This window comes from Mucilaginibacter sp. JRF, from assembly GCF_015223065.1.
Lineage (GTDB): Bacteria > Bacteroidota > Bacteroidia > Sphingobacteriales > Sphingobacteriaceae > Mucilaginibacter.
In genome coordinates, this window is sequence record NZ_JADFBY010000004.1 from 45,114 (window position 1) to 71,907 (window position 26,794).

General features: G+C 44.8%; 23 protein-coding genes. 6 read left to right on the forward strand and 17 right to left on the reverse strand.

Annotated elements, in window-relative coordinates; all coding sequences use genetic code 11:
• Nucleotides 1-255: 255 nt before the first annotated feature.
• From IM792_RS11540 to IM792_RS11580, 9 genes are all read right to left on the reverse strand, one after another.
• On the reverse strand, nucleotides 256-2,160 hold the full coding sequence (locus tag IM792_RS11540) for a 7TM diverse intracellular signaling domain-containing protein (RefSeq protein WP_194102022.1): 1,905 nt from the start codon (nucleotides 2,158-2,160) through the stop codon (nucleotides 256-258).
• Between the two features lie 100 nt (nucleotides 2,161-2,260).
• Entirely contained in the window at nucleotides 2,261-3,490 is a 1,230-nt protein-coding gene (locus IM792_RS11545) for a cellulase family glycosylhydrolase (protein ID WP_194102023.1), read from the reverse strand.
• Between the two features lie 48 nt (nucleotides 3,491-3,538).
• Complete coding sequence (locus tag IM792_RS11550) at nucleotides 3,539-4,735, reverse strand: multiheme c-type cytochrome (RefSeq protein WP_194102024.1); 1,197 nt, start codon at nucleotides 4,733-4,735, stop codon at nucleotides 3,539-3,541.
• A 94-nt stretch (nucleotides 4,736-4,829) separates the two neighbouring features.
• Nucleotides 4,830-6,272, reverse strand: coding sequence for a glycoside hydrolase family 30 protein (locus tag IM792_RS11555; protein WP_194102025.1), 1,443 nt, complete (start codon nucleotides 6,270-6,272; stop codon nucleotides 4,830-4,832).
• 41 nt (nucleotides 6,273-6,313) lie between these two features.
• Entirely contained in the window at nucleotides 6,314-7,771 is a 1,458-nt protein-coding gene (locus IM792_RS11560) for a glycoside hydrolase family 30 beta sandwich domain-containing protein (protein ID WP_228085044.1), read from the reverse strand.
• A gap of 127 nt (nucleotides 7,772-7,898) precedes the next feature.
• Nucleotides 7,899-8,759 (reverse strand): glycoside hydrolase family 16 protein, encoded by an 861-nt coding sequence (locus tag IM792_RS11565; protein ID WP_194102026.1) that lies wholly within the window; start codon nucleotides 8,757-8,759, stop codon nucleotides 7,899-7,901.
• 69 nt (nucleotides 8,760-8,828) lie between these two features.
• Nucleotides 8,829-10,343 carry a RagB/SusD family nutrient uptake outer membrane protein gene (locus IM792_RS11570; RefSeq protein WP_194102027.1) on the reverse strand — a complete coding sequence of 505 codons (1,515 nt, stop codon included), beginning with the start codon at nucleotides 10,341-10,343 and terminating at the stop codon, nucleotides 8,829-8,831.
• Nucleotides 10,344-10,367: 24 nt separating this feature from the next.
• Nucleotides 10,368-13,448 (reverse strand): TonB-dependent receptor, encoded by a 3,081-nt coding sequence (locus IM792_RS11575; protein ID WP_194102028.1) that lies wholly within the window; start codon nucleotides 13,446-13,448, stop codon nucleotides 10,368-10,370.
• Between the two features lie 498 nt (nucleotides 13,449-13,946).
• Complete coding sequence (locus IM792_RS11580) at nucleotides 13,947-14,474, reverse strand: DUF481 domain-containing protein (RefSeq protein ID WP_347343813.1); 528 nt, start codon at nucleotides 14,472-14,474, stop codon at nucleotides 13,947-13,949.
• On the opposite strand from IM792_RS11580, the gene IM792_RS21290 reads away from it, so the two are divergent.
• On the forward strand, nucleotides 14,425-14,592 hold the full coding sequence (locus tag IM792_RS21290) for a hypothetical protein (RefSeq protein WP_228085051.1): 168 nt from the start codon (nucleotides 14,425-14,427) through the stop codon (nucleotides 14,590-14,592). The two genes, IM792_RS11580 and IM792_RS21290, sit on opposite strands and share 50 nt — an antisense overlap.
• Before the next feature lie 197 nt (nucleotides 14,593-14,789).
• Here IM792_RS21290 and IM792_RS11585 read toward each other — a convergent pair whose 3' ends face one another.
• Nucleotides 14,790-15,635, reverse strand: a complete 846-nt coding sequence (locus tag IM792_RS11585) for an aldo/keto reductase (RefSeq protein ID WP_194102029.1) — start codon at nucleotides 15,633-15,635, stop codon at nucleotides 14,790-14,792.
• A gap of 214 nt (nucleotides 15,636-15,849) precedes the next feature.
• Here IM792_RS11585 and IM792_RS11590 point away from each other — a divergent pair, with 214 nt between their 5' ends.
• Both IM792_RS11590 and IM792_RS11595 read left to right on the forward strand, forming a co-directional pair.
• On the forward strand, nucleotides 15,850-16,992 hold the full coding sequence (locus tag IM792_RS11590) for a putative sensor domain DACNV-containing protein (RefSeq protein ID WP_194102030.1): 1,143 nt from the start codon (nucleotides 15,850-15,852) through the stop codon (nucleotides 16,990-16,992).
• A gap of 23 nt (nucleotides 16,993-17,015) precedes the next feature.
• Complete coding sequence (locus IM792_RS11595) at nucleotides 17,016-17,246, forward strand: hypothetical protein (protein ID WP_194102031.1); 231 nt, start codon at nucleotides 17,016-17,018, stop codon at nucleotides 17,244-17,246.
• 3 nt (nucleotides 17,247-17,249) lie between these two features.
• On the opposite strand, the gene IM792_RS11600 is transcribed toward IM792_RS11595, so the two are convergent.
• The 3 genes from IM792_RS11600 to IM792_RS11610 all read right to left on the reverse strand — a co-directional run bounded on the left by IM792_RS11600 (nucleotide 17,250) and on the right by IM792_RS11610 (nucleotide 19,709).
• Nucleotides 17,250-17,909, reverse strand: coding sequence for a YceH family protein (locus IM792_RS11600; RefSeq protein WP_194102032.1), 660 nt, complete (start codon nucleotides 17,907-17,909; stop codon nucleotides 17,250-17,252).
• Nucleotides 17,910-18,011: 102 nt separating this feature from the next.
• Complete coding sequence (locus IM792_RS11605) at nucleotides 18,012-19,124, reverse strand: serine protease (protein ID WP_194102033.1); 1,113 nt, start codon at nucleotides 19,122-19,124, stop codon at nucleotides 18,012-18,014.
• Between the two features lie 12 nt (nucleotides 19,125-19,136).
• A complete protein-coding gene (locus tag IM792_RS11610) occupies nucleotides 19,137-19,709 on the reverse strand; it encodes a sigma-70 family RNA polymerase sigma factor (protein ID WP_194102034.1) in 573 nt (190 codons plus the stop codon).
• Nucleotides 19,710-19,960: 251 nt separating this feature from the next.
• Here IM792_RS11610 and IM792_RS11615 point away from each other — a divergent pair, with 251 nt between their 5' ends.
• On the forward strand, nucleotides 19,961-20,161 hold the full coding sequence (locus tag IM792_RS11615; RefSeq protein ID WP_194102035.1) for a hypothetical protein: 201 nt from the start codon (nucleotides 19,961-19,963) through the stop codon (nucleotides 20,159-20,161).
• 148 nt (nucleotides 20,162-20,309) lie between these two features.
• Nucleotides 20,310-20,507 carry a hypothetical protein gene (locus tag IM792_RS11620; protein WP_194102036.1) on the forward strand — a complete coding sequence of 66 codons (198 nt, stop codon included), beginning with the start codon at nucleotides 20,310-20,312 and terminating at the stop codon, nucleotides 20,505-20,507.
• A gap of 78 nt (nucleotides 20,508-20,585) precedes the next feature.
• Here the strand turns inward: IM792_RS11620 and IM792_RS11625 are convergent, their stop codons facing one another.
• Nucleotides 20,586-21,767: a glycosidase gene (locus IM792_RS11625; RefSeq protein ID WP_194102037.1), complete on the reverse strand. Its 1,182-nt coding sequence runs from the start codon at nucleotides 21,765-21,767 to the stop codon at nucleotides 20,586-20,588.
• A 23-nt stretch (nucleotides 21,768-21,790) separates the two neighbouring features.
• Nucleotides 21,791-23,614, reverse strand: coding sequence for a sodium:solute symporter family protein (locus IM792_RS11630; protein ID WP_194102038.1), 1,824 nt, complete (start codon nucleotides 23,612-23,614; stop codon nucleotides 21,791-21,793).
• Nucleotides 23,615-24,068: 454 nt separating this feature from the next.
• On the opposite strand from IM792_RS11630, the gene IM792_RS11635 reads away from it, so the two are divergent.
• Nucleotides 24,069-24,944 (forward strand): AraC family transcriptional regulator, encoded by an 876-nt coding sequence (locus IM792_RS11635; protein ID WP_194102039.1) that lies wholly within the window; start codon nucleotides 24,069-24,071, stop codon nucleotides 24,942-24,944.
• Nucleotides 24,945-24,988: 44 nt separating this feature from the next.
• Here IM792_RS11635 and IM792_RS11640 read toward each other — a convergent pair whose 3' ends face one another.
• Entirely contained in the window at nucleotides 24,989-25,330 is a 342-nt protein-coding gene (locus tag IM792_RS11640) for a helix-turn-helix transcriptional regulator (protein WP_194102040.1), read from the reverse strand.
• Between the two features lie 84 nt (nucleotides 25,331-25,414).
• On the reverse strand, nucleotides 25,415-26,776 hold the full coding sequence (locus IM792_RS11645) for a Mur ligase family protein (protein WP_194102041.1): 1,362 nt from the start codon (nucleotides 26,774-26,776) through the stop codon (nucleotides 25,415-25,417).
• Between the last annotated feature and the right edge of the window lie 18 nt (nucleotides 26,777-26,794).

Here is a 26,794-nt window from a genome sequence, read left to right on the forward strand (position 1 = left end):
GTATACCAACAATATTTACCATTACAAATGCGTAAATGCTAAACAATATTACTACCGAAATAAAAATCAGCAAAACCTTTCCGAAAAATGAAAGCATAAATGATTTAAAGCCCGAATCATCAAAAGCTTTGACAATCAGCTTCAATAATTTATATAAACCAAAAACAAGTACAGCAGCAATAACTAAGGGTATAATCTCTTGCATTATAAAGCGCGATAAGTTTTAAATATCAGCTAAGATATAAATTCCCTCCATCAATCATCATCCACATCAATAACCAGCTTGCTCCAGCCTTTGTGGCCGGCGTTGCGGAGTTCTTTCTTTTTCACCTCCATAACTTTTTTTATGCGCGAGCTATAGGCCCAGCAGGTACTCTGGCGAATGTCCAATACTTCTGATAGTTTATGCGATGATATTTTACCCTTGGTAGAGTACATCAAAAATATCATGTAAAAAGCTTTGTTGATAGGTATGCGGGTATTTTGCAATATGGTGTAAGCAATCACCGATTCTTCATACCCGCATTTTGAGCAGCGCCTGCTGTAGGGCAAGTGCCCGCCGCTGTAATGCGTATGCTCGCAACGGCGGCAGTTATAGCCTTTCTCCCATTTCAGCTTAGCCAAAAAGCCAAAGCAGGTTTCGCGGTCGGGGTAAATACGGCTAAATTCTTCAAAATCTACTTCGGCAGACATCACCCTGTCGTGCGTTACCTTTTCAATATCGTTATGCAAGGTAATGTTATCCTTTTCGAGCAGTACGTTAATGCGCGATATTTCTTCGGATTGTTCCTGGAGCAGCAGGTTCATGGCCTTCAACTCCTCGTACTGCTGCTCAATAACTTCTGATTTTACCGATAGCTCGCGCGTACGCTCCATCACCTGCTGTTCTAACTGGCGATTAATATCGTCCTTCAGTTCCTCATTCTGCTTCATCTGCCTGATGATACGGCGCTGTACATAATCCTTCTTCTTTTTAAGGGCACGCACTTTTTCAGCTATCGCGAACGAGATGAACAGCATCTCCATTATAAAACAAAAGCTCAAACTATAATGCGTAACCGGCCCGAAAGGCAGCCAGGGCACATCAAGCGCTATGAGTAGTTTGATGATGAAACCCACGAACAAAAAGCTGTAACCCACTACAAAAAAACGTGCCGGCCAGTAACCTTTGCGCATCACGTAAAAGCCGGTATAACAGGCCAGCAGCAATGGCACTATTTCGATAATTTTGTAATTGAACCAGCTTTTATCGATTAGCAAACAGCATACAAAGAAAACAGAGCGCAGGACTATCGCCCAAACAAATATCCGGTACATTTGCGGGGCGCGGGCCTTTACATGCAGCAGGCTCAAAGTAAATAACATACCCGATACGCTGGCGAAATACAGGGCTACTCCATAAGCGTACTGGTTCCAATGCGGTGAGTTTGTCCACACGTATTGGTAGGCAATACCATCGGTGCACATCTCGTAAAAACCTATGCTTACGTTATACATTACATAGTACAGGTATTGCTTTTGCCTTATGGCGAAGAACATCATGAGGTTGTACAGCCCGAACACGGTAAGCATACCGTAAAAAGCGCCAAAAAACAGGTATTCATCCAGCGCGTAATGGATGAACCAGTTTACCGAGCGCAGCACCACAATAACATTTACCGGCTGGTGCGATACTATGCGGATGTAATAAGTATGCGTACCGGCCAGATCGCTACTGATGTTGTGGGTAAAGTTTTTGTGATGATACTGCCTTTCATCAAAATGATAGGCCGCTCCGAATGATGTTTTGCTATAGCCACCCTTGCGCGGCGAATAAACTGTAATACTGTCAATGGTTTGATCCATAAACTCAAGCAACCAGTTCTTTTTAGATGCCTCGGTATGATCAATGCGGATGCGATACCAGAAGGCCCCTGTTTCACCTGTGGTTTTTGGGGTGGATAGTTCGCTCGGCTTAAATTTAGCGGCGTACTGTTTGCCAAACACCTGCCCAAATGTTAGCGAAGCGGCAGGATCATCCAGCACCTCTATCTCCCTGAAAGTGAAAAAACGCTGATTAACCTCGTCATCCAATGGCACGGCTACCTGTGCCGACAACGTGAAACACGTCAGCATAAAAAACACAATAAAGGCAAAACGCTTTATTAAAGTTTTTGGCATACAGATAGTTAATAGCTTTTGTAAAGCCCCGCTAACGCGAAGCCTTGTTTATAATGGTTTATGCTGCAAACATAGCTTTTTTATCGGCACAATTAAAAAACTATTGTCCGGCTGTAAGTCCCAGCGCTTCAATGTAGCCCTTGTTAGGCTTGGTGTTTACAAATTTGCTGTTCTCCAATACCTTAAAAAGTACTTCCTTTATCTTCTTACGGTCTTCGGGTGTGGCTTTGCGTATGTCCTCAAAGGTTTGGCGGTTCTTCTCGGTATAATCAAATACCTTGTCATAACCTTCCGGCTGCGCGAATGTGCGGAAACCGCGCTCGTTATCCATCTTTTTATATGGCCAGTAATGCCAGCCAATGTTATTTTTCTCCAGCAGTATGCGAAAATCGCGCACCCATTCGTCGGTATTCTCACCCGTTTCACCAACGTATATTGGCACATTGTATTTGTCCCTAAAATCAATATAATCCTTAATTACATCGATAGTGGCTGGTGTCCAGTATTTATGAAAGGTGTAAACCAGCTTATTATCAAACGGTTGGCCGAATGGCTTAAAATTGCTGTCCCACTGTGCGCCACCTAAAAATATCAGGTGGTTCTTGTCAACCGTGCGTACGGCCTGAGTGATCTCTTTGTACAATGGCTCCAGGTATGGGTTCAGGCTGTCAACCTTGAAATAATGGGCAATAGGCTCGTTCAGCAAATCGTAACCCAATATGATGCTTTCGTTTTTGTAGCGATTAGCTATCTCCTTCCATATCTTGATGGTGAGCAACTGGCTCGGCCTGTTCTCAAACAAAAACGGGTAACCATAGCCATCATCAATATTATCGCCGGTTTGGCCGCCGGGGGCGCAGTGCATATCCAGTATCACGTACAGGTTTTCCTTTTTACACCAGGCAATGGCCTTGTCCAGGTATTTGAAGCCACGGGTGGCATCGTTGTCGCCCATGTAATCCTCATTGGTAAAAAGCTTGTAGTTGAAGGGTATGCGTATGGAGTTCATGCCTGTAGTTTTCAGGTAATGAATGTCCTCGGCAGTGATGTAGGTATCTAAAAACTGTTTCCAGAAAACGTGCATATCATCCGGACCTATCATCTCGGCAAATGCCTGGTTAATAAGCCTTGGCGAGTTGATGCCTTTCAGTTTGAACATATATCCCTCGGGCACCAGCCAGTTACCCAGGTTGGTACCTCGTATCAAAAACGGCTTACCATCGGTACCGATAATGTCTTTTCCCTTTACGGATATAAATTCGCTTTGCGCGAATGATCGCACCGAAAATATGGCCAAAAGCATGGCCAATACAGGTAATATTTTCTTCATAAATAAGGCAGTTAATTGGTTCTTAAATATGTGAATTTTATTCGGAATTTACTTCTTGTTCAGGAACGATAAAACCTTTTCCACCTCCTGCGGATATACCGCTATACGGTGCGTGCGTACATAATAAGGGGCAGCCCTGCCCTGCGCTGATGTTTGCACCGCAATAATAGCCGACGGACGTTCGGGCATATGGCAGTCCACACAATTATTTTTTATTGAAACACCTATTTTCGACGCCATTTTGCAAAAATTGTGTCCATCGGCCTTATGGCAGCTCATGCAGCGCTGCGAGTACAGGGCCACATTGCCCTTATCCTTTACATGCGTGTTATGGCATGTGTTACAATCCATTTTACTTTGGATAAAGCATTGGCTGGCACCCAGCATCTGGCTTTGGTTGCCATGCACATCTAACTGCGCGGCATCGGTACGTACAGTAGGATAATAGTCGGTTTCTAAAAAATGCGACAATGTATCGCCCGGTTTAAAAGCAAACATTGACCGTACCGGCATACTGTTATTACCCGAGTGGCACGATGCGCACATGTCTATTTTTTGCTGCCGCGATAACGATGCGTAAGTGGCTATATACTTCGCGTTCTTCTCCTCCGGATAATCGCTGTGGAAATTAACGTGATTAGCCGAAGGGCCGTGGCAACGCTCGCAATCAATACCGTTTATCAGTGTAGCCTTATCAAACTTTACCACAGCGGCAAGGCTTTGCACCTGCCCCGGCAGTTGTTTTATGTACGAGCTATGGCACTCAAAGCAACGCTTGCCTATCATCCGCCCAAAATCAATACGGGTGGTATCATAGCCGGGGCTGTTTGTCCAGTTGTGCAGGCGCTTAAAGTACGATATGGGTAGCTGATAAGTTGTGCTATCCTTCCAATACAAATAGGTTTCGGCCTTTACACCGCCAAATACAATATCAAAACGTTGCTCCTGCTGCTTTTTACCATTAACATAACCAACCTGAAACAAACCGTTAGCCCGCTTTTCCAGCACTACTTTCAGGCTATCGTTAAACGTGAAGCTGTTATGGCCATCCATAAAATTACCCTGAATGGTGCTGTCTGCCGCATCGCGTGTACTTTGAAAATGCGCCGTGTGCAGGTAATTATTATAAACATCGCTATGGCATTTTACGCATGATGCACTACCCGCGTACAGGTTACCACGTGGGTCGGCTTCCTCCTTACTAAACAGATTACCGCATTGCGAGAATATAAAAATGAGGGGCAACAAAAATATCCCTGAAAAAAGAATGATCCTTTTACCCCTCATGTTTGGTTAATACGACTTATTGTTTGGTTATAATGGTAAACAAATTTAACAATTATTGTACAACAAGTGTGGTGATGGAGTGCGGTAAACTTTTGGTTTTAGCAGCGTTACCGGCTATCCATAGTTGGTACGGCAATTCATCATCGCTCAGGTTAAGTACTATTACCACCAGCTTACCTTCGGGACTTACAAAGGCTGTGGTTTGCAATTTATCACGGTTTGATGAGCTGATGATGCGCTTGGCACCCGGCTTAACAAATTTAGAGAAGTGGCCAATGTAGTAGTACGAATTCATATACGTGATCTCGGCGGTTTTGGTGTTGGCATGTACCGGCGCATAGCAAAAATTGCCTACATGGTTAGGGCCACCGGTTTGATCCAAAAATATATTCCAGTCCGTCCATCCTACTACACCATTGTTAAAATCATTCACCATTGATTTGCCGTACATTTCGCCCCACTGCCACTCGTTAATGCGCTCCATGTTAAAGCGTTCGCTGCATCCCTCGGTAAAAATCAGGTTCTTATCCGGAAAGGCTTCCTTTACTCGTTTTACGTTCTCAAAAACATCGTGCACATACCAGTGAAAACCAGTACCCCATACGTACTTGGCCGCTTCCGGATCAGACAGGATGGTGGTAGCACGCTGGTACAACAAGTCGCGGTTATGATCCCACACGATCAAATTTTTGTTAGCCATACCGCTTTTGTGCAGCGTTGGGCCCAGGTAATTCTTCACAAAATCGCGCTCCTCCTCGGCAGTGTACATGCACGATTCCCAGGTTTGTTTAGCCATCGGCTCATTTTGTACCGATAGCCCCCACACCGGTATACCCTCCTTCTCGTAAGCGTTAATAAACTTTACATACATATTAGCCCATGGCTGATAAAAACCGGGTTTTAGCTTACCGCCTTGCAGCATGTTGTTGTTATCCTTCATAAACGCGGGTGGGCTCCACGGACTAACGTACATGGTTATCTTACCCCCCGCAGCCGCTATAGCTTCTTTAATAAATGGTATGCGATACTTTTTATCGTGCTGTATGCTGAAGGTTTTAAGTGCCGCGTCACCCCCCTTTACGTAACTATAGCTCCCGCTCGAAAAATCGCAGCTTTGTATGTTGGTACGGGCAAGCGTGTAGCCTATACCTTTATCGGTATCGTAAAAGTCGGTCAGCAGTTGCTGCTGCTTATCCTTGGGCAACTTGTAAAAGGTTTCGGCCGAGGCATCAGTAAGCGCCGCCCCTATGCCCAATACCGATTGGAATGTTTTTGCCGGGTCGATAAAAATGCAAGCCTCGGTTTCAAAAGGCTGCGGGTTGGGGGTAAAATTCAGCGTTTCGGTTTCGGATAATCTGAACTTGGTATCCTTGGCCGTGGTGTAAACCTTTACCGTTTTACCGGCCACCGGCGAGGCCGCCGTTTGTGCCAGTGCCTGTTGCCATAACTGCTGCGATATAAGCAGCACGGCGGCTAATTTGTGTAAGTTGCGCATGTATTTTGAGTTTTATAAACCTAAGTGGCTTTGTGTTTTTATTACCAGATGTAAGTACCTACCGCCCCGCCTGCCAGCGTGCTCGCGGCAATTTTGTTGTTATACTTAATGTTGAATGTTAGCGTATTGGCGGTATTATTAAATACGATAAGCACCTTTTTGCCCGACGGCGTTTTGTAAGCCACACTTTGCAGATCGTTAATTGAAGTTGAGCCGATACGTACCGACCCCGGCCTTACAAATTTGGAGGCATGCGCCACAATGTAGTACGATACATTGCGCGCTACCGAGTTACCTACCGTGATGGCTCCCTGGCAGGCATCGCAGCCACCAACAGTGTGCGGGTCAAACTGCGGGTCGGAGGCCAGGTTCCATTCAATAACGTTGCGGCTCCAGTTGCGCATGGCGCCTATAATGAGGTTGCTTGTATGCCATTTTAAATCGCCATCAAAACTACCGTTGCCAAAGGTGGCCTGCTCAGTAAAATATACGTTTTTGGTTGGCGCGGCATCATGTACCGTACTCATGGCGTTGATGTTACCGCCATACAGGTGAAACGCCGAACCATCAATATATTTAGCCGCGGCTGCATCCCTTAAAATATCGGTAGCATATTCCGGGTGATCGAGGTTATGATCGTAGATCAGTATTTTGGTGCTGATGCCTGCCGACTCGAACGCCGGGCCCAGGTTATCACGCACAAATATCTTTTGGTCTGCCGATGACATGAACATGCTTGGGTTATTGTAAGCATTCAATGGCTCGTTTTGCGGTGTAATGGCATCAATGGTGATGCCTTCGGCCTTCATGGCGTTAATGTATTTTACAAAGTATTGGGCGTAAACGCTGTAGTATTCTTTTTTAAGGCTGCCGCCATAATAGCCCTCATTATCCTTCATCCAGGTTGGGGCCGTCCATGGGCTGGCTAATATTTTTATGTCAGGATTAACAGCCAGTATCATTTTCAATACCGGTATCAGATCCTTCTTTTCCATATCGATGCTGAACTGCTTTAGTTCGGTATCGCTTACGCCGGTTGTTATCTCATCATAGGTAAAAGGCGCAACGCTCAGATCAGACGCGCCCAGGGTTACCCGCAGATAACTTATACCTATTCCACCGCCATCGGTACCAAAAAGTTCCCTGATCAGGGCTTCTTTATCGGTTGCGTTCAGTTGATTGACGAGCATGGCACTACCGCCCGTAAGCGCGAAGCCAAAGCCATCAACCGGTTGGTAGGTTTGTGTACTATCCACCTCAATGGTGGCATTGCTATTGGTTTCCTGCTTAAATAATATAGCTACATTCTGCTTGGCAAACAGCGATGTTCTGTCGCCCTTGGTAAGCCAAAAGTCAACATCGGTAGTTACGGGTGTAACCGGCGGCGGTACTACCGGGTCAACCGGGTCGGGACTATTTGAGCCCGATTTACTGCACCCACCAGCTATGCCAACCAGCAGCAACAGGGTGTAAAATGGGTATGTAACACTTTTCATCATAGGGGTTATTTTTTCGGTAAATGATCTTTTTAGGCAAGCCGATGGCCGTTGTTACAGCTTTCGGGCTTTAACAATGCTTTTTTTTCGATACTATTTTTGTGTTATGTAAAAGCGGTGGTGTGTGCCTTTATTTATCTATCATTTTATAAAATCTCACATAATCAACCTGCATACTTGCCGGGAAAACCGTATCATCAACCCCTTGCACTCCACCCCAGTTACCACCAACGGCAACATTAAGCAGCAAGTGAAATTTTTGATCGAACGGCCAGGTTGATGAGCCTTTACCATCATTCACGAAAGTGAACACCAGCGTATCATCATAATATCCACGGAGCGCGTATGGCGTCCAGTCTACCCGGTATTTATGGTAATCGGTTAACGCGGTTTCAATCATCCGGCCTGATGTTTTAGAGTTGCCGCCAAAGTTCACCGAGTTGTGGATACTGAAATGCACATTTTTAGGATCGTAACCCACATGCTCCATAATATCTATCTCGCCTGATGCAGGCCAGCTGCCATACTCATAAGTATCGGGCAACATCCAAATAGCCGGCCAGGTACCACGCCCGGCAGGTAATTTAGCGCGAACCTCAACCCTGCCATACTTAATGCTATGCTCAAATTTTGATACCATGCGCGATGATGTATAGTTCATGCCCTGCATAGCCTCTTTTTTGGCCGTAATGGTGAGTATGCCATCCTTTATGGATGCATTGTTTTCGGTATTGGTATAAAATTGCAACTCGTTGTTGCCCCAACCACTACCACCGGTATCATACATCCAGTTGGCATCGTTAGGTTTGCCATCGGTATTGAACTCCTCGGCAAATGAGGCCGTGGTTTCAAACTCCCAGCCCTTATCGGTAGGCGGTTCGTTCTTTATAGGGCCGATGTTGGGCGCCGGGTCGCTTTTTTTGCTGCCGCAGGCTATCAGCACCAGGCCGGTAAAGGCACAAAGTAATATGGAGGTATTAATTTTTATCATGGGCAAAGTTCAAAAAATTCACTAACCACCCCTTGCGAGCGGTTAGTGAACAGCATGTGTGTTTATTAATTAATAACCTGGGTTTTGCTTTAACTGGGTATTCTGCATATCCTGTAACGGAATTGGCAGTATATCGCTTGTTCCGGTTTTGTAGCCTTTTGATGCCAGCACGGTTGCAGCCTGGCCAGTGCGCACCAGGTCAAACCAGCGGTGACCTTCGGTAGCCAGTTCAAAGCGGCGTTCGTTATACACATTTTGCAATGTGGCCGGTACCGGTGTAAGCCCTACCCTTGCACGCACGGCAGTTAGCAACTCCAACGCGCGGGCAGCGCTGCCACCACCTTGCAGTAATGCCTCGGCTTCCATCAGGTAAGTATCAGCCAGCCTGATCTCGATATAGTTATTCGGGAAGTTTAGCTCGGCAGTACCGGTAGGCGCTTTATACTTTTGCAGCGGCGCGTACTTTTGAATAAAATAGCCGGTGTTTTGGTAGCTTGCCTCGTAGCTGGTACCTGTTGCTTTGGTCAAGCTATCAATGTTTGCAACGGTATAACCATAACGCGGGTCGGTTTTCATGGCGGTGACCAGGCCGGTCATTACCGGGCTAAAGCCCCATCCGCCCCAGTAAGTTGGGCCATTGTAACCACGCGGACCAACCATTTGCACGTATACGTTCGATTTAAACTGGTTCCAGTTGCTCCAGCTATAGCTTTGCGAACCGGTAAAGTTCAGCTCGAATATTGATTCGCTGTTAAACTTATTATCCGGACTGAATATCTGGCCAAAGTTGGTTTGCAGCTTATAGCCATAAGTACCTGTGGTACCACCCGGAGTGGTGCCATTTACCTGCGCTAACTGCGCCGCGGCCTCCGTCCATTTTTTCTCGTACAAAAACACCTTACCTAATAAGGCAATGCCCGCGCCTTTGGTAACACGGCCGTTCTCAGCGGTTGGTACAGTTACCGGCAGATCAGGGATAGCGGCATTCAGGTCGGCCTCAATTTGCGCGTAAACCGCTTCGGGCGCTACTTGTAGTTGGGTATAAACATCCTGCGGCTCTAATGGCTGCACAATAAGCGGAATGTTTTTGAACAAACGTACCAGCCAAAAGTAATAGTAGGCACGTAAAAATTTAACCTCGGCAATGTAGCGTTTCTTGGTATTGGCATCCAAAAAAGTAGCCGGTTCCATTTTTGAAAGGATGATATTACAACGGCTAACTCCCTTAAAATTACGCCCCCAGTACTCGCCTTGCGGGCCAACGGCCGGTGTTACGGTATAGTTGTTCCAGGCTTGCCAGGTACTCATATCAGTTGGGCCACCACCACCGGCTACACAATCATCAGAGGCGGCATTGAGCGGGCCGAGCGGGCCTGAGTAAGTGTTATTTAAACCACCGGTTTCGGTAACCAGCGGATCGTAAGCGGCTACTACGCCGGTAAATATTTCCTCGGGTGTGCTATAGTAATTAGCTTCGAGCGTTTGGCCTGCTGGTGTTGTTTCCAGGTACGATTTTTTGCAGGATACAAACCCGGCCAGTCCCATCAATACCACTGAGCCGCATATAATGTATTTTCTTTTCATGACGATCAATTTTTTAAATTCAGTTTATAGTGTAAAATCTAAACCAACCATAAAGGTGCGTGCCTGCGGATAGATACCGCGGTCAATACTTCCGGCAATTTCAGGGTCAAAACCATCGTATTTGGTAATGGTAACCAGGTTATTGCTGCTGATGAAGATGCGCGCCTTTTTAACATCTATTTTGCTTAACACGGCTGTAGGCAGTGTATAACCCAATTGCAAAGTTTTAATGCGGAAGTACGCGCCGCTTTGCAAATAGAAGTTTGATGGATTTTTGAAGTTATTGTTCGGGTCCAGATCGCTAAGGCGTGGATAGTTGCTGCCTGCGTTTTGAGGAGTCCAGGCATCAAGCGCCGCGGTTGAATAGTTGGCCGTAGCAATATCTAACCTGCGGTAGCCCTGGAATAATTTATTACCCCAAACACCCTGACCAAATACCATCATGTCGAAGTTTTTGTAATTACCGCGCAGGTTGATACCGTAGGTCCATTTTGGCAATTGGCTGCCCAGGAAGGTACGGTCACCTTCGTCTATCACGCCGTTGCCATTGTTATCAGCCCATTTAAAATCACCGGGTTTTGCATTAGGCTGAATTCTGGTGCCGTTTAAAGTATAGGCATCAATTTCGGCCTGAGATTTAAATGTACCCAACTCCTGGAAACCGTAGAACGATGCTACCGGCTGTCCGCTTTGAGTACGGAACAATGGGTAGCTTGAGTTTTGGAATGAGCCACCATCAATATATGGCCTTGAACCCAGGAAGGTAACCTCATTTTTATTGTAAGAGATATTACCGCTTACGTTGTATTTAAAGTCGCCGCTTTTACCGTTGTAGCCAACTTCTAACTCAATACCTTTGTTTTCCAGATCGCCGATATTGTCAAAAAACTGACCGTTATAGCCGGCATAACCCGGCAGGTTAAAGCTTTGCAGCATACCCGAGGTTAGCTTGCGGTAAACATCAACAGTAACGTTGAAATCTTTAAAGATCACCGCGTCGAAACCAATATCAGTGGTTTTGGTTGATTCCCATTTCAGGTTAGGGTTTTGCGGACCTTGCGGCGAATTACCTATTACCAAACCACCCGGACCAAATACCGCGTTGCTACCACCGGCAACAACCGAGGTATACTGGAAGGTACTTAATGATAACTCATTACCCACCTCACCGTATGATGCACGCACTTTCAGGAAATCAACAAATGAGTTTTTAGGGAAGAAATCCTCACGTGTGGCAACCCAACCAACCTGTGCCGATGGGAAGGTACCATACACATTGTTTGAACCGAATTTAGATGAACCATCGCGACGGATAATACCGGTGAACAGGTACTTCTCATCAAAGCTATAATTCACACGACCAAATATTGAAGTCACACGGTAAGGTTGAGCTTCGTAAGATGACGCTATACGGTTTTCGTTAGGTAAAGCATAGTTGAATGATACTTTACGGTAATCATCAACCGGCAGGTTGTTGTACGTACCGCTCAGGCCAACTTCGCTTTGCTCCTGCGCGCTGGTACCTAACAATACTGTGAAATCGTGCTTGCTTATCTGGCGGTTGTATGATATGGTGTTATCCCAGTTCCAGGTAAGGTTACGGTTGCTACCTCTTGACGCGCTGCGGTTAGTGGTATTATTATTTTGAGTAGTTAAGTAATACAGCGGAGTGTATGACTGGCTGCCCCAAAATGCTTGCTTACCGTTAATTTGAGTTTTTAAACGCAGGCCTTTAATCGGTTGTATCTCTACAAAAGCGTTACCCAATAAGTTGTGCGACCAGCCGTAGTTGCCGCGTTGTGTTTCAAGATACGCCAACGGATTACTCATTTCCTGGCCAACGTATTTTGATATAGCATACGGGCGACCTTGTGCATCCTTAACAACCGGTTTATCGGTATAAGGAGTACCATTCAGATCTTCCTGAGCGGCTAATATCGGTGTGATCGGGTCAAGGTTCAATGATGAACTTAGCGGACCGCCAAACTCGTTGTTAGTGCTAAAGTTACTTTGGTTACGGGTGTAAGTGTAAGCAAAGTTTTGGCCTACGCTAAGCCATTTTTTAGGCTGAAAGCTGGTATTGGCGGTAAAGTTGTATTTCTTAAAGTTCGATATATCCGACAATACGATACCCTGCTGATTGAGATAACCGAATGATACATAGTATTTGCTGGCATCGGTACCACCCTGTACCATCAGGTTATGGTTTTGGATGGCAGCGCTCTCGCCAAAAATAACATCCTGCCAGTTGGTGCCTGTGCCGTATTGGCCGGGGTTAGCGAATGGCGCAGTGCCACCATCATTAGTTACCGCCTGGTTGCGCAGCGTAGCGTATTGTGTAGCGTTAACCACATCAAATTGTTTCGTGGCTTTTTGCGTGCCGTAATAACCATTGTATGATAGGGTTGGCGCGCCCGATTTACCTTTTTTGGTGGTAACCAGCACAACACCGTTTGATGAACGCGAACCATAAATAGCCGCCGATGCATCCTTCAAAACCTCGATTGATTCGATATCATTAGGGTTAAGGTTTTCGAGGCCACCGTTCAGGCTCACCACCCCATCTATCACATATAACGGATCGGTATTGTTGATAGAGGTGATACCACGCACACGGATGATAGGTGCCGCGTTTGGCGCGCCCGAACCGGCTACCACCGTAACACCTGATGTACGGCCTTGCAAAGCCTGATCAAAACGGGTTACCTGCTGGTTTTCCAGGTCGCTTGCTTTCACGCGCGAAATTGAACCGGTAACCACGCTCTTTTTTTGCGTGCCGTAACCTACTACCACCACCTCGTTAAGGCTTTTTACGCCCTCGGTCATGGTAACGTTGATGCTGCTGCGGCCAGATACGGCTAATTCCTGCGTATCATAACCAATGTACGATAATACCAGCGTGGCGTTTGATGGCGCGTTCAGGGTATAGTTACCGCCCACATCTGTTAAGGTACCGGTTTGTGTACCCTTAACCGTTACCGATACACCGGGCAACGGCTGTGAATTTTGGTCGACCACTTTGCCTTTAACGGTAATGTTTTGGGCCATGGCTGTAGTAATTCCTGCTACAAGCAGAAACAGTAAAAAAGTAAGTTTTTTTCTCATGGATAATTAGTTAATAATTGTTGGATGTTGGAAATAGGTAAGCATCAATTGGCGGGATGCTTTTTCAATAACAACCGCCCATCAGCCATAGGCAAGCCATTGGTACAATTCTCTGCACATAAGTTTTATTGGTTTATAAGAGTTAAATGGTTAGCAAGCGGCCCTATAATTGGTCAAAGATGGAACCGCTTAACAGCTCAAATTTATCAAAGTAAAAAAGTAAAAAGCAAATAAATTTTTCATAAATAACTGATTTTTAGTTATTTATGTTGATTTTGAAACGCTTTAATAACAAGTGATAATTAGGTTATGTATGCTTATTATCAGCCACAAACGTTTTTTAATACGTTATAACCACAAAATTTTGATACGCTTTGTTCCAGTATCAAATTCGTGAGGTTTTTAGAGCAAAAAATAGCCGTTTTGAGCAGTTTTTGATGTAATGTTTTTTTGACACTTATTGCGTTTTCAGCCCAAAAACGCACATTTAGTGTTAAATTATTTAAAGTACTTTTCGAGTGTGAGGCCGTAAGTAAATAGTAAATTTTCGCTGTTTGTACGGTTTTGGCGATTATAGTTCAGCGCTGTGGTTAGGGCCAGCCATTTATTCAGTTTGAATGATAATGAGTTAGTCGATCGCACTATATAATCATCGCCCTTGTTTAATGAGCTTTGCAAAAAAGTGCTGCTCTCCAACACCACAAAACCTTTAATGTTAAATCTGAATGCCAGCCTTAACGAGTTACGAAAGGTGTGATAATCCTCGCGCGTGGTACCGTTCAGCATCAGGTCGCTTTTATCATACAGTATACCATCACTTATGTTCAGCCATGAGTCAGGTTTGTCGATCAGGTTATATGCTATGCCCAAGCCGGTGAGTAATTGGTTATTTATCTTAAGTGAATAACTTGTGTTATAATTAGCCAATCCCCAGTAAAAAAAGTGCGGAAAGGTTTTGTACAAGTTGAAATCGAACATGGTTGAAAAATCGTTATTGGTCAGCTCATCCTGCTGGCGGCCGTATATCCAGGTATTGGTAAAGTTGAGGGAAACATCCTTCTTTTTAATGCCGAACCGTGCACCGTTATTTAACAGGTACGCGGTACCATCGGCTGTTTTATTGATGGAGCCTGATGAGGTATAATTTCACCTATAGTGGGTACTATCTGAAAACTGAGCATAAGCATTACCTACCATTAACGCCAATATAAACACAAAACATAGTGTGAGCCTTTTTATACGCATAGCTGTTTAAAACACAATCGGCACGTAAAAAAGGTTTGCAACAAACAAGGCGAACCGTTTTATAATGCGCCTTGTTTACTATATATGGATAGCTGATTATGCCGATAATTGCTCAAACTCCTCATCGGTCAGCTCAATATTGGCCGCCTGTAAGTTCTCGGTGAGGTGGCCTGTTGATTTGGTGCCCGGTATCAGCAGAATATTATCAGCACGTTTAAGCAACCAGGCCAGCGCTACCTGGGCGGTGGTGGCATTGTGTGCCGCGGCTATTTTTTCTATCTTATTAGCCAGCGAATCAGGCCCCGAAGCCAGCGGGAACCAGGGGATGAATGCCAGATTATTTTGCGTGGTATAATCCAGCACAGCCTCCCATTTGCGTTCGCCCAGGTTGTACAGGTTTTGTACCGATACTATTGGCAATATTTTTTGTACCTGCTCTATTTCGGCAATGCCAACTTCCGACAGGCCTACGCGTTTTATTTTACCTGCCTTTACCGCGTCAACAACCGGGGCCAGGGTATCTTCAACCGGCACTTTCGGGTCAATACGGTGTAGTTGCCAAAGGTCAATAGTATCAAGCTTAAGGCGCTTAAGGCTGCCTTCAATATTTTCGGCAATAAATTCGGGTTTACCATTGGGCACCCAATTGTTGGGCCCCGGGCGGTTAAAGCCGCCCTTGGTAGCTACTACAAGCCCTTGCTTGTACGGATGCAGGGCATCAGCTATCAGGCTTTCGTTAAAATGCGGGCCGTAAGCATCGGCCGTATCAATAAAGTTTACACCTTGCTCAACAGCGGCTTGCAGCACTTTTATGGCATTATCCCTGTCGGCAACTTCGCCAAAAACGCCATCGCCGGTAAGCTGCATGGCACCATAGCCCAAACGGTTAATTTGCAGATCGCCCCCTAAATTATAAGTGAGGCTTGTTTTTACTTCTGTCATGTTTTTTTGATTTAAATTGATATGATAGGCAGATACCTGTCAGCATCATTTATCATACCAACAAACACTGAAATTTAGCCCGTACATGTATTTGATACTGGTATGACCGAAGTTTGTGCATGTTTACATTTTATCGATCTTACCCAAAACGCTTTGCCAATCAATTATGTTAGTTTTGCATAATATAAACACACCGAACCACCGTTTTTTGGCTATGCTTTCAGAACCAACATATCTTGCCGCGCGTATGGTGGCCCCAACTATTGAGGCTCACTTTGATAAACACATTCAGGCTGCCAAACTTACAGGCGAGCTTAATGTGGCCAATAACCCCGGCAGCCATATTATTGAGGCCGTTATTGATATAGCCTTTTGGGCAAGCCTGCGCCGAGAGGAAGGCCGTCCGCCAAAAATATCACTGGCCTTGCTGCACCCTAAACAGTGCGATCAGCCCCTGAGCTTTGGCGAGCCGCTGCGCCTAACCCCGCAAACATTAATAAAACTTGCCCCCGCGGTTGAGCAGCCCGGCATACACCTGGGCGTTTGGTTTGATGATGACAGCCTGTATATATGGGGCACTACCCACGTAATACCCGGTATTTGTTTTGTACTTGAGGTTGCCGAGCCGGGCCTACTGGTAATAAAGCACAAGCGTATTGATGGCTTTGGCAAGTTTGTTAACGTGGCCGTGTTAAAAGGCGACGATGTAAAGATGATAGACGAAGAAAGCTCGGGCCTTAATGGCTGCCCGCAGTTGCTTAAATCGCTGTTAGGTTTGCCCCTGCCCTACCGTACCGGTAAAAGCGTTAATATACTGGTGCAGTTGGCAGCGGTGATGCGCTTGCATGGCAGGGGTGGTATTGTGCTGGTGGTACCTCCTAACTCTGAGCAATGGCGCGACTCAATCGTTCAGCCGGTTACCTATCCGGTTAACCCGGCCTATACAGTGATTAGTAACCTGATGCAGCGCGAGGAAGAAGATGGCGACACCTTGGAATGGCAGGAGGCTGTTTTACAGGCTGTACAACTTATTGGTGGCTTTACTTCGGTTGATGGGGCAACAATCATCACCCAGGATCATGAATTGCTGGCCTTTGGTGCCAAGATATCCCGATCGGAGAATAGCCTGCCTATAGAGCAGATCATTTTTAGCGAACCGGTGGTTGATGGTCGCGCCGAACGCCGACACCCTACACAAACCGGTGGAACAAGGCATTTATCGGCAGCGCAGTTTGTGTATGATCAGCATGATGCTATTGCCTTGGTAGCCTCGCAGGACGGGCATTTTACGATCTTCTCCTGGTCTGACGATCTGAACCTGGTGCATGCCCACCGCATTGATATCCTGTTATTATAATTAACTGTACTATATTTGCCCTGATGACAAAAGATCCGTTAAGTGCTTCGCTGTTTGAGATGCGTTTGGAAGAGATACACCGCGAGCACCCCTGGCTTAAGTACGATATTTCGCAGGCTGATTTTGTGGCGTTATTCTTCCCTTTAAACTACAAGAACGGCGTACCCATCAGGCCTGATCAGCCGCCAACATTCCCGCTGGAAAGGAATATTTATCTATCTGTATTAGTAGCCTTTAAGCAATCATTTAACTGATGCTTAGCCCATCAGCTCTTTCATCAGCTTATTAAAATTTTCTTTTAGTTCAGCCAGTTCTTGCTCCAAAGTAGCAACACGGGCTTCTAAAGCGCCTGATGATGATGTACGTGCTGACGATACTTCGGCATCCTCATAAGCATTCACATCGATCTCGCCACCTAATAAATGAGCGTAACGTACTTCTTTTTGTCCGGCACGTTTAGGGAGTTGCTGTAGGTAGATGGTATCGCCTGATGATAGCTTATCCAGTATCTCCTGTACTTCCTCTAACGATTCAAACTCATACATCCGGCCCGAGTTGGTATTGATCTCGCCGGGCGTTTGCGGGCCACGCAAAATAAGCAAACCTATTACCACCACCTCGGCAGGCACCAATGGATAGATCACCGCGAAGTTATGCTTGTACTTGGTAGCACGGCTTGAACCACCAACAACTGTTGATATCAGGGTACGTTTCTTTAATGAATCCAGCGCGGCTATTACGGTTTCCTCATCATACTCAACCACCGGTTTACGGGCTGTTTTTTGGTTACAAGCCGTGGTAAGACTATTCAGCGTTAGCGGATAATACTCGGGCGTTGTGCGCGATTTTTCTATCAGCGCGCCTAACACACGCAGTTCGGTATCAGTTAATACGGGTAATGTTTGCGGTTGCTCCATGCCTCAAATATAGTAAAGGCAGGCAAAGTGTATAAATAAAAAACCCGGCCGCTTAGTGCAAAAGAGCCGGGTCAACGTAATATGGTTTGGGGGTGATGGTAATTAATTATAAACCTTTACCATAAACACGTAGTTACGCAGTTTTTTGATCTGCTGCGTGCGGCTTAAACCAGCAAGCCCGTTACGTGTATTCAGATTAAGCGGCTTCACCAATGAATCTGACGGTATGTTTTGAATAGCCTTTAATAAATAGCTCGATTTTTTAGCGAATGATAAGCTCTCGTAAGATGTTTGCTTACCGCTGATGATACCGATAAGGTTACCCTTATTATCCAGCAACGGACCACCGCTATTACCCGGACGAGCCAGTAATGATAACTCATAAGCTGAACTATCACCGTTAAAACCGGCCGGTGAAGTTAAGGCGCCTTCGCTAAAGGCAATAACGTCAGCAGGGTAACCTACAGTGAATACTTCTTCGCCCAGGTCGCTTTTGGCGCGCTTAAAATTATATGGTACCGAGCCTAATGATTTGAATGATGCGTCGTTGATCTGCAAGAAAGCGATATCCTGCGCAGGTTCTGAGTAGATCACTTTGGCATGGAACGATTCGCCATCTACATTTTGTACGTAAACCGAATCAGCACCTTTAATTACGTGATAGTTAGTAACCAGGTAACCATTTGAGGTAAGCGCGAAGCCCGTACCGCTGAACTTGCCCGGATTAACTATTGTTTTACCATCCTTAGATGATGATAATTGCTGCTTGATTTTATGGCTTTGCTCGTTAAGTAACAGTGTAGAAGTACGAACACTCGCTATCTCCTTTTTCAACTCAACATACGCGGTATCGTGCTTTTTAAAGCCACCGGTTAACAGCAACGTGGTCAACACCGCGAATATGGCGATAGATGCCGCCACAGATATTTTTGAATGGTGATGACGCCACAGGCTTACAATCCACGATGGTTTTATCATCAACTCCTCGTGCAGGGTATGTACGTCTATTTCCTCGTGTATAGCATTTAGGCGCTGCTCCAGGTCAAGGCGTTCGCCGTAGTGTTTTAGCGCGCCTAAAAAATTGCGATGCTCACTTATCTGGCTGTCAACAGCAGGGTTATCCTTGCGCAATTGCTCAAAGTTGGCCAGCTCCTCACCGCTCATTTCACCGTTTATATAACGGTCAATTTGTTCCAGTAATCGGTAATCACTCATCACTCTCTGTTTTTAGTTTTGCTGAAAAAACAGCTTTTTTAGCCTTTGCAGGCATTTGTACTTTTGTGTTTTGGCGTTATCGGCATTGGTATACCCAAAACGCTCGCATATCTCCTGCATTGACCGGTTGTGGATGTAAAAATCCTCCATAATGGTTTTACAGGGTTCGCCCAACTGCCCTAACGCTGCCTGCATCTTTCCAAATTGAAGGTCGCGGTCGGCATGTTGTTCATGGTCTTCTTCCTCAAGCGGCAAGTGCTCCTCAAAATCCCGCAGATCGCCGCCATAGCGGTTCATCTGTGTTAATCTTTTAAGCCATAGCCTGCGGCTTACCGAATATATATAGGTTTTCAGTTTGCTGCTCAGCTCAAAATTGCCGGCTTTTACTTTATTATAAAGAACGATAACGGCTTCCTGATAAATATCCTTCGCATCGTCGGCACTGCCGTTATTATTTATGATGAGTTGCAATACCATCGGAAAGTAAGCCAGGTATAAACGCTTTAAAACTACATCGGAGTTATTAAGTATACCTAAAATAACCTCGCTATCCGTTGGAATTGAACTATTTGCTTTGCTACTCACTATTTAATACAGTTTATGCGAAAATGTAACCCATTATTCACAAAAAAAAATTAATGTGATAAAAGTTACAGCCCTTGTTAATACTGATGATTGATTAAAGTAACCCTGTTTTTTTACCGGCAAACCGGTATTTTTCACACAAAACACTATCAATCAGTAATCTATAACGAAAAATTTGAACAAAATGGCTTTTTTGGGGTTACCTTTTTGATATTTAAGTATTAACCTTTAAACAAACACAAAAAACGATCATGAAAAACGCTTTCAAATTCGGCTTTTTAGCCTTAGCTATCTCAATCGCAGTTTCAGCTTGCGGAAGTTCATCAAGCACAGTAGGTTCTGACACTACAGCAGTAGATTCAGGCGCCGTTGCTACTGATACCGCTGCCGCTCCTGCTACCGATACTACTGCTACTACCGATACTACAAAGGCTGATACAGCTAAAATGTAATTGCGTAAACAGCAATAAAACTCACTAATAATGAGGCACCTGAAAGGTTGAAAGATAATTTTTTAAATTTTTTTCAAAAAACCGGGTTACCTTTTAAACTTTCGGGTATTAAAGTAAAACTATTAATCACTATTTAAAGATTTTTAAAATGAAAAATGCATTCAAATTCGGCTTTTTAGCCCTTGCTATCTCTTTGTCAGTTGTTGCTTGTAAAGGTTCTGGTTCATCAGAAGGTGATTCAACTGCTACTGATACTACAGTTGTTGATACTGCTGCTGCTGATACCGCTGCTGCTGACACTGCTGCTGCTGATACTGCTGCTGCTGACACTGCTGCTAAAATGTAATTTTACATTTTCAGAGAAAATAATAAAGGCTGTACCATTGCGGTACAGCCTTTATTATTTTATATACTTTCCTGATCCTTATATAAAGGTCACATTCTTATCCACCAATTCATTTATCGCCTCAACTGATGCAGCCGAGGTAAGGCCATCCTCCGGAGTATTCATAGTATAATCCACCAATTGCGCAATGCTTGATACGGCTACATGCATCCGCGTGTCCGACGAGGCGTAGTATATATAAACCGTGCCATCATCATCGGTTATCCAACCGTTAGAGAATACTACGTTTGATACATCACCCACCCTTTCATCTCCCTCGGGAGCCAAAAAGTAGCCTGCCGGTTTATGGGTTATTTTTGTCAGATCATCCAGCGCCGTCATAAAAACATATAACACGTAGCGCAGCCCCGCGGCAGTATTGCGCACACCATGCGCCAGGTGCAACCAGCCCTTATCTGTTTTTATAGGGTGCGGACCAAGCCCCAGCTTAGCCTCGTTAATGGTATGGTAAACCTTGCTGTCTATTACATACTCCTTTTCAACCACGGCGTTGGTGATATCGGCAGCCAGACCATAACCGATACCGCCGCCGGTACCTGCCTCAATAAAACCATCCTGCGGACGGGTGTAAAAAGCATACTTGCCATCTACAAACTCCGGGTGCAGTACCACGTTGCGCTGTTGCGGCGATGGAGTTTTCAAATCGGGTAGTCGCTCCCAGTCCAACATATCCTTAGTACGCACTATGCCGCATTGCGCTATGGCTGCCGATTGATCGCCCGCGCCGGCATTAGGGTCACGGCGTTCAGTGCAAAACAGACCGTAAATCCAGCCATCCTGGTGCGCGGTGAGGCGCATATCGTAAATATTGGTATCTGCTTCCTGATCGGGGTGCTGGGTTACATATATCGGCTTATCCCAAAAACGAAAATTATCAATGCCATTAGGGCTCTCCGCCACTGCGAAAAATGATTTACGATCATTACCCTCAACCCGTGCCACCAGCAAATATTTACCATTAAATTTGATGGCTCCCGCGTTAAAGGCAGCATTCACGCCGATACGCTCCAACAGCAAGGGGTTGGTTAGCGGATTCAGATCATACTTCCAAAAATAGGGCGCATGCTTACCCGTTAATATGGGGTACTTATAACGCTGATAAATGCCGTTGTTATCAGCAACAGGTTCGTTAGCCTGTGTTATCAATGCTTCGTACTCGCCGCGTATATATTGCAAACGCTCGTTAAAAGATATATTCATCGTATTGATAATTTCATTTTTTCTTAGTCTTCCAGCTTATCCCACCATGTTTTTTTCAGGATGATAACGATAACCGCCAACAGCGCAACCGTTACCAGCAAAGGCAACTGCATCCAAAGCACTACATACATTGGCAGCAGGGTTAGCAGCAACTGCGCTATAATACCCAGCACCACGTTAAACATATCCAGCTTAAAACGTTTATTGGGCATAAATGCCGGGTCTAACTGCATCACCTTATCGTGCACCGGCCCCCAAAAGCCCCAGGGCCTTACGGTATGGTAAAAATTGGTCAGCACTTTTTCATCTGTCGGCGGGGCAGCGTAAGTACCGGCTATGGAGCCGATAATAGATATCAGGAAGAGCAAGGGCCAGTTATACAAAGGCAAACCCGTAAATATGAACGGGAACACCAATGCCGCCGAAATGCCCGATACCATGCCCCAGAAAAAGCCGCTGGCATTAAACCGCCACCAATACCACTTAAGCACATTGGCCGCGATGTAGCCGCCGTAAAGCGCGCCAACTATCCACTGCAAAATGGAGTTAACATCCTTAGCGAAAAAGCCTAACGCCACACCTATTACCACCACTACTACACCGGTTATGTAATTGGTGGTTATTATATTTTTGTTGGATGCCTGCGGATTGATGTATTTCAAATAAATATCGTTAACCACATAAGCCTGTGCCGCGTTCAGCGTACCGGAGAATGTGCCCATAAAAGCCCCCATTAAACCTGTTACCACTAAACCCAGTATACCTACAGGCAAAAAGTTGTTGATAGCGGCGGGCAGTATGCGTTCAAAATCGGTACCGTTGGCGGTGCTTACATCCAGTTGGTTATAGTACAGCAAGGCCAACACGGTAAGGCCGATGATCATGCTGTAGCGGATAGGCAGCAGGATAATACTTACAAAGCCCGTCATTTTCGAGGCTTCCTTTGGTGAGCGCGACGATAGTACCTTTTGCATATCGTAATTTGGCGCAGGACCGGCCATACTGGCAAACACGCCCTTGAACAGCATCATCATAAAAAATATACCGAACATGCCGAAACCATCCTCGGCTATCTTTTTATTAGCTTCGGGTTCAATGCCGCTCCAATCTAACGATAGCTTCCAGCCGAACAGCGGGTCGTTCCATCCACCGGGTACATTCAGTTGCTTGCCATCAAGATGCTGCATGGCTATAATGCCTATGGCTATACAGCCCACCGTCATGATGGCGTACTTGATCACATCGCCCAGTACAATGCTGTGCATCCCTCCTAAAATGGAGTAGAACATAGCGAACAGCGTGAATATGATTCCGTAAAAATGAGCTACATACTCAGGCGGAACGGTGAATGGCACGTAAGGCTCAACAACATTCCATGGGATAAATATTTCAACGAACTTACCGAGGCCTACAAACCCGTAGGCCAGATAACCCAAACAACCTATCAGCGCGAAGGCTACCATAATACCGTGCGATGATTTTACACCTACACCACTTATACCAAACCGTGTGGCCATCCACCCGGCGCCGGTATCGGCATTGGAGCGACGCAGCCATTTGGCCATGAACATCATATTGAACACCTGGTTAAACACCGGCCACAGCCAGGGTATCCAGATGCTTTTAAAGCCGTACACAAAGCATAACGATACCATCCACATGGTGCCGCTGATATCAAACATATCCGATGCATCACTAAGGCCGAGCATATACCAGGGCAGCTTTTTGCCCCCCATCAGGTAACTCTCCTTATTTTGGCGTGCCTTGTTACGGTAATACCAGCCAATAAGCACCATCATTACCAGGTAGCAAACCAGTATCAATACATCAAGTAATTGTAATTTCATTAAATTGTAATAAGCGGTCTATAAATTGGTCATGTTCATCTCGTGCGAACATTGTTTTGGTAATTTATCGCTTTAAAGCCGCATAAAAAAACCTTTTTACTTGATTTTGAACCTCTACCAAAATTAATGCGGCATCGGTAATGGTTTTAATAGTTTTTTAACCAAACATGGTATTAACAATTCAATTAACCTGTGGGCTTATCCACTAAATGTTTTTTGAAGATCGTGATGATACTTTTTGCATGATGGAATGATACAATTATACCCCGTGGCCAAATGTGCGATACGCACATATAAGCAAGCATTTATCTATTATTTCAACAGGCAGCAATACATATAACTATCAGTTAATTTCAGCAGGTTTAAGAATGTTTAGTTATTTAATATGAGCTATTTGAAATAATAGTTTTTTAACTATATTGCAATACAATTATAACCTTTATAACCCCTAACTATGTTCAAGAATGTTTCGCGGGAGATCACTCCCCTGACGCAGAGCGACTGTTTCACCATATTTACCCGTGAAAAACAGGAGTTCAATTTTCCGCTGCATAATCATGAGGAAATGGAACTTAACATGATACTGAATGCAGCCGGTGCCAAGCGTATTGTTGGCGATCATATTGATGAAATAACCGATATGGAACTGGTATTGGTAGGCCCCAACCTTCCGCACGGCTGGTTTACGCACCATTGCAAAAGCCCGCTGATTACGGAGGTTACCATACAATTCCATAAGGATTTGATGGATGACCGGTTTTTAAAAAGGAATCAGCTCAACTTTATCCGTAACATGATAGAAGCGGCTAAGAAAGGCATCATGTTCTCACGCAAAACCATTGAGCATATAGCTCCACGTATACTGGCGCTTAATAAACAGGCGGGGTTTGATTCGATACTGGAACTGTTCGCCATATTCAACGAGCTATCCATAGCGCGGGATTACCGTACCTTGTCCGACTCAACCTTTCTGCACAAGCAGGATAACTACAACAGCCGCCGTATTGAGCGCGTGTTCGAGTACATGAACACCAATTTTCACAAGCAGATAACGCTTGATGAGGTATCAAAAATAGCCAACATGCCCAGCGCATCGTTCAGCAGGTTTATACGTAAGCGCACAGGCTCAACCTTTATCAGCAGCTTGAACGAGATCAGGCTTGGCCATGTATCGCGCATGCTGATTGATACTACGCATTCCGTATCAGAAATTGCGTATAAATGCGGCTTTAATAATATGGCTAACTTTAACCGTACTTTTAAAAACAAGAAAGGATGTACCCCCAATGAGTTCAGGGATAACTACTCAGACAACAGAGTGTTTGTATGAGCGGGAGGGCAAAAAATAAAAGCCCGGTGCTTGCCGGGCTTTTATTATGCTGTAACTTTTTTTAAGCGTAGCTCTTCAAAAAGTTCAATCACCTTTTTCTGGAGATCGATAACTTCCGTTTCGCGCTCAGTCAGTTTTTTATGGATGTTTTCAAGTTCGCTTGCAAACTTTTGCTCCTCCTGAGTGTCGTTAAACGTAAGTAATTGTACTACAGACATTTCAAACAGAGTGGCTATTTGCTCAAGCCTTGAAAGGTTAATGTCGGTAATACCTGTTTCGATCTTTGAAAATGCGGGAATTGATATGTCTAATTTTTTTGCAACATCTTCCTGGCTCCATCCTTTTTGATGGCGTAGCAGCCTGATTTTTTTTCCCAGTGTTTTCATTTTTTTAATTGTTCAATTAAGGGTGCGGGTTTTCTCAATAGTTAATAAAGTTATAACATTTTTTCATCAAATACCAACAGGATATTATAATTTTAATAAATTATTTTTCAACATAACTAAATCTACACCGCCAAAATTTCCTGAACTCATTAACAGCAAATTAGCGTTGGTTATATTAATATCCTCTAAGTATTTTAATAATATTTTTGGCTCATTAAAAAATATGAGATCCTGGCGCGAAAAAGCACTTTTCACAACTTCTTCACTATATGGTTCCATATTTTTTTGCTCAAATGTGCGCTTATCAATAAACACAATAGCTATATCAGCCTCGGTCATTGTACCGCTGTACTCGGCCAAAAAATCTTTTTTTAAACTGCTAAATGTGTGTAACTCTATAGCGGCAATAAGCTTACGGCCTGTAAATTGAGCCTTAACGGCGTGTATAGTGGCCTTTAATTTTGATGGCGAATGCGCGAAATCCTTATAAATATTAGCTGTTTCAGTTTTACCGAGCAATTCCAGCCTGCGTGCCGCCCCTTTGAATGAACTAATGGCCGTGTAGAACCTTTCGGCACTAATATTAAGCTGCGCGCACACGTTTTGCGCTGCCTGAATGTTCAACAAATTATGCTCACCAAACACTTGAAGTGGGTAAATATTATTCTCAAAAACAATATTTGTAACGCCATTTTCAATGGTGAACTGTGGTAAGTTGTAAGGATATACCTTAGCATCCGTAGCTGTTTCGGCAACGGTTTGTTTCAGCACCTCATCAGCTTCGCAGTAAATCAGCGAACCGCCGGGTTGTATGGTTTCAATAAATATCTTGAACTGATCGGTATAGCTTTTAAACGTAGGGAATACGTTGATATGATCCCACGCTATGCCGCTTATAACACCAATATCAGCCTTGTAGATATGGAACTTAGGTCGCCTGTCGATAGGTGAAGCCAGGTATTCATCGCCTTCTATAACAATAAGCGGCGCATCATCGCTTAAGCCTACCATGGTTTCAAAACCATCCAGTTGCGCGCCTACCAGGTAATCAAACTTCATATCCTCGTGCTGCAACACATGCAGTATCATGGAGGTGATGGATGTTTTACCATGACTGCCACCAATAACTACACGCAGCTTATTTTTTGATTGCTCGTAAATATAATCGGGGTATGAGTATATGGTGACGCCCAGCTCCTGCGCCTTAAGCAATTCAGGATTATCAACACGGGCGTGCATGCCTAAAATTACGGCATCAAGTTCAGTTGTAATTTTTTCGGGATACCATCCTTCGTGCTCCGGCAATAAGCCGTATTTGGCTAACCGGGATGCTGAGGGTTCAAATATGTGGTCGTCAGACCCACTAACGGCAAAACCTTTTTTATGTAAGGCGATGGCGAGGTTATGCATGGCGCTCCCTCCTATCGCAATAAAATGAACCCTCATTTATTAATTATTATTTAA

Excerpts from the sequence above, each read along its gene's own strand:
- IM792_RS11590 (WP_194102030.1), top strand. The coding sequence starts at position 15,850 with ATGCTTTCAGAACCAACATATCTTGCCGCGCGTATGGTGGCCCCAACT.
- IM792_RS11595 (WP_194102031.1), top strand. The coding sequence starts at position 17,016 with ATGACAAAAGATCCGTTAAGTGCTTCGCTGTTTGAGATGCGTTTGGAA.
- IM792_RS11645 (WP_194102041.1), bottom strand. The coding sequence starts at position 26,776 with ATGAGGGTTCATTTTATTGCGATAGGAGGGAGCGCCATGCATAACCTC.
- IM792_RS11620 (WP_194102036.1), top strand. The coding sequence starts at position 20,310 with ATGAAAAATGCATTCAAATTCGGCTTTTTAGCCCTTGCTATCTCTTTG.
- IM792_RS11605 (WP_194102033.1), bottom strand. The coding sequence starts at position 19,124 with ATGAGTGATTACCGATTACTGGAACAAATTGACCGTTATATAAACGGT.
- IM792_RS11630 (WP_194102038.1), bottom strand. The coding sequence starts at position 23,614 with ATGAAATTACAATTACTTGATGTATTGATACTGGTTTGCTACCTGGTA.
- IM792_RS21290 (WP_228085051.1), top strand. The coding sequence starts at position 14,425 with ATGGTTGAAAAATCGTTATTGGTCAGCTCATCCTGCTGGCGGCCGTAT.
- IM792_RS11635 (WP_194102039.1), top strand. The coding sequence starts at position 24,069 with ATGTTCAAGAATGTTTCGCGGGAGATCACTCCCCTGACGCAGAGCGAC.
- IM792_RS11570 (WP_194102027.1), bottom strand. The coding sequence starts at position 10,343 with ATGAAAAGAAAATACATTATATGCGGCTCAGTGGTATTGATGGGACTG.
- IM792_RS11625 (WP_194102037.1), bottom strand. The coding sequence starts at position 21,767 with ATGAATATATCTTTTAACGAGCGTTTGCAATATATACGCGGCGAGTAC.
- IM792_RS11545 (WP_194102023.1), bottom strand. The coding sequence starts at position 3,490 with ATGAAGAAAATATTACCTGTATTGGCCATGCTTTTGGCCATATTTTCG.
- IM792_RS11540 (WP_194102022.1), bottom strand. The coding sequence starts at position 2,160 with ATGCCAAAAACTTTAATAAAGCGTTTTGCCTTTATTGTGTTTTTTATG.
- IM792_RS11565 (WP_194102026.1), bottom strand. The coding sequence starts at position 8,759 with ATGATAAAAATTAATACCTCCATATTACTTTGTGCCTTTACCGGCCTG.
- IM792_RS11555 (WP_194102025.1), bottom strand. The coding sequence starts at position 6,272 with ATGCGCAACTTACACAAATTAGCCGCCGTGCTGCTTATATCGCAGCAG.
- IM792_RS11575 (WP_194102028.1), bottom strand. The coding sequence starts at position 13,448 with ATGAGAAAAAAACTTACTTTTTTACTGTTTCTGCTTGTAGCAGGAATT.
- IM792_RS11585 (WP_194102029.1), bottom strand. The coding sequence starts at position 15,635 with ATGACAGAAGTAAAAACAAGCCTCACTTATAATTTAGGGGGCGATCTG.
- IM792_RS11560 (WP_228085044.1), bottom strand. The coding sequence starts at position 7,771 with ATGATGAAAAGTGTTACATACCCATTTTACACCCTGTTGCTGCTGGTT.
- IM792_RS11615 (WP_194102035.1), top strand. The coding sequence starts at position 19,961 with ATGAAAAACGCTTTCAAATTCGGCTTTTTAGCCTTAGCTATCTCAATC.
- IM792_RS11640 (WP_194102040.1), bottom strand. The coding sequence starts at position 25,330 with ATGAAAACACTGGGAAAAAAAATCAGGCTGCTACGCCATCAAAAAGGA.
- IM792_RS11600 (WP_194102032.1), bottom strand. The coding sequence starts at position 17,909 with ATGGAGCAACCGCAAACATTACCCGTATTAACTGATACCGAACTGCGT.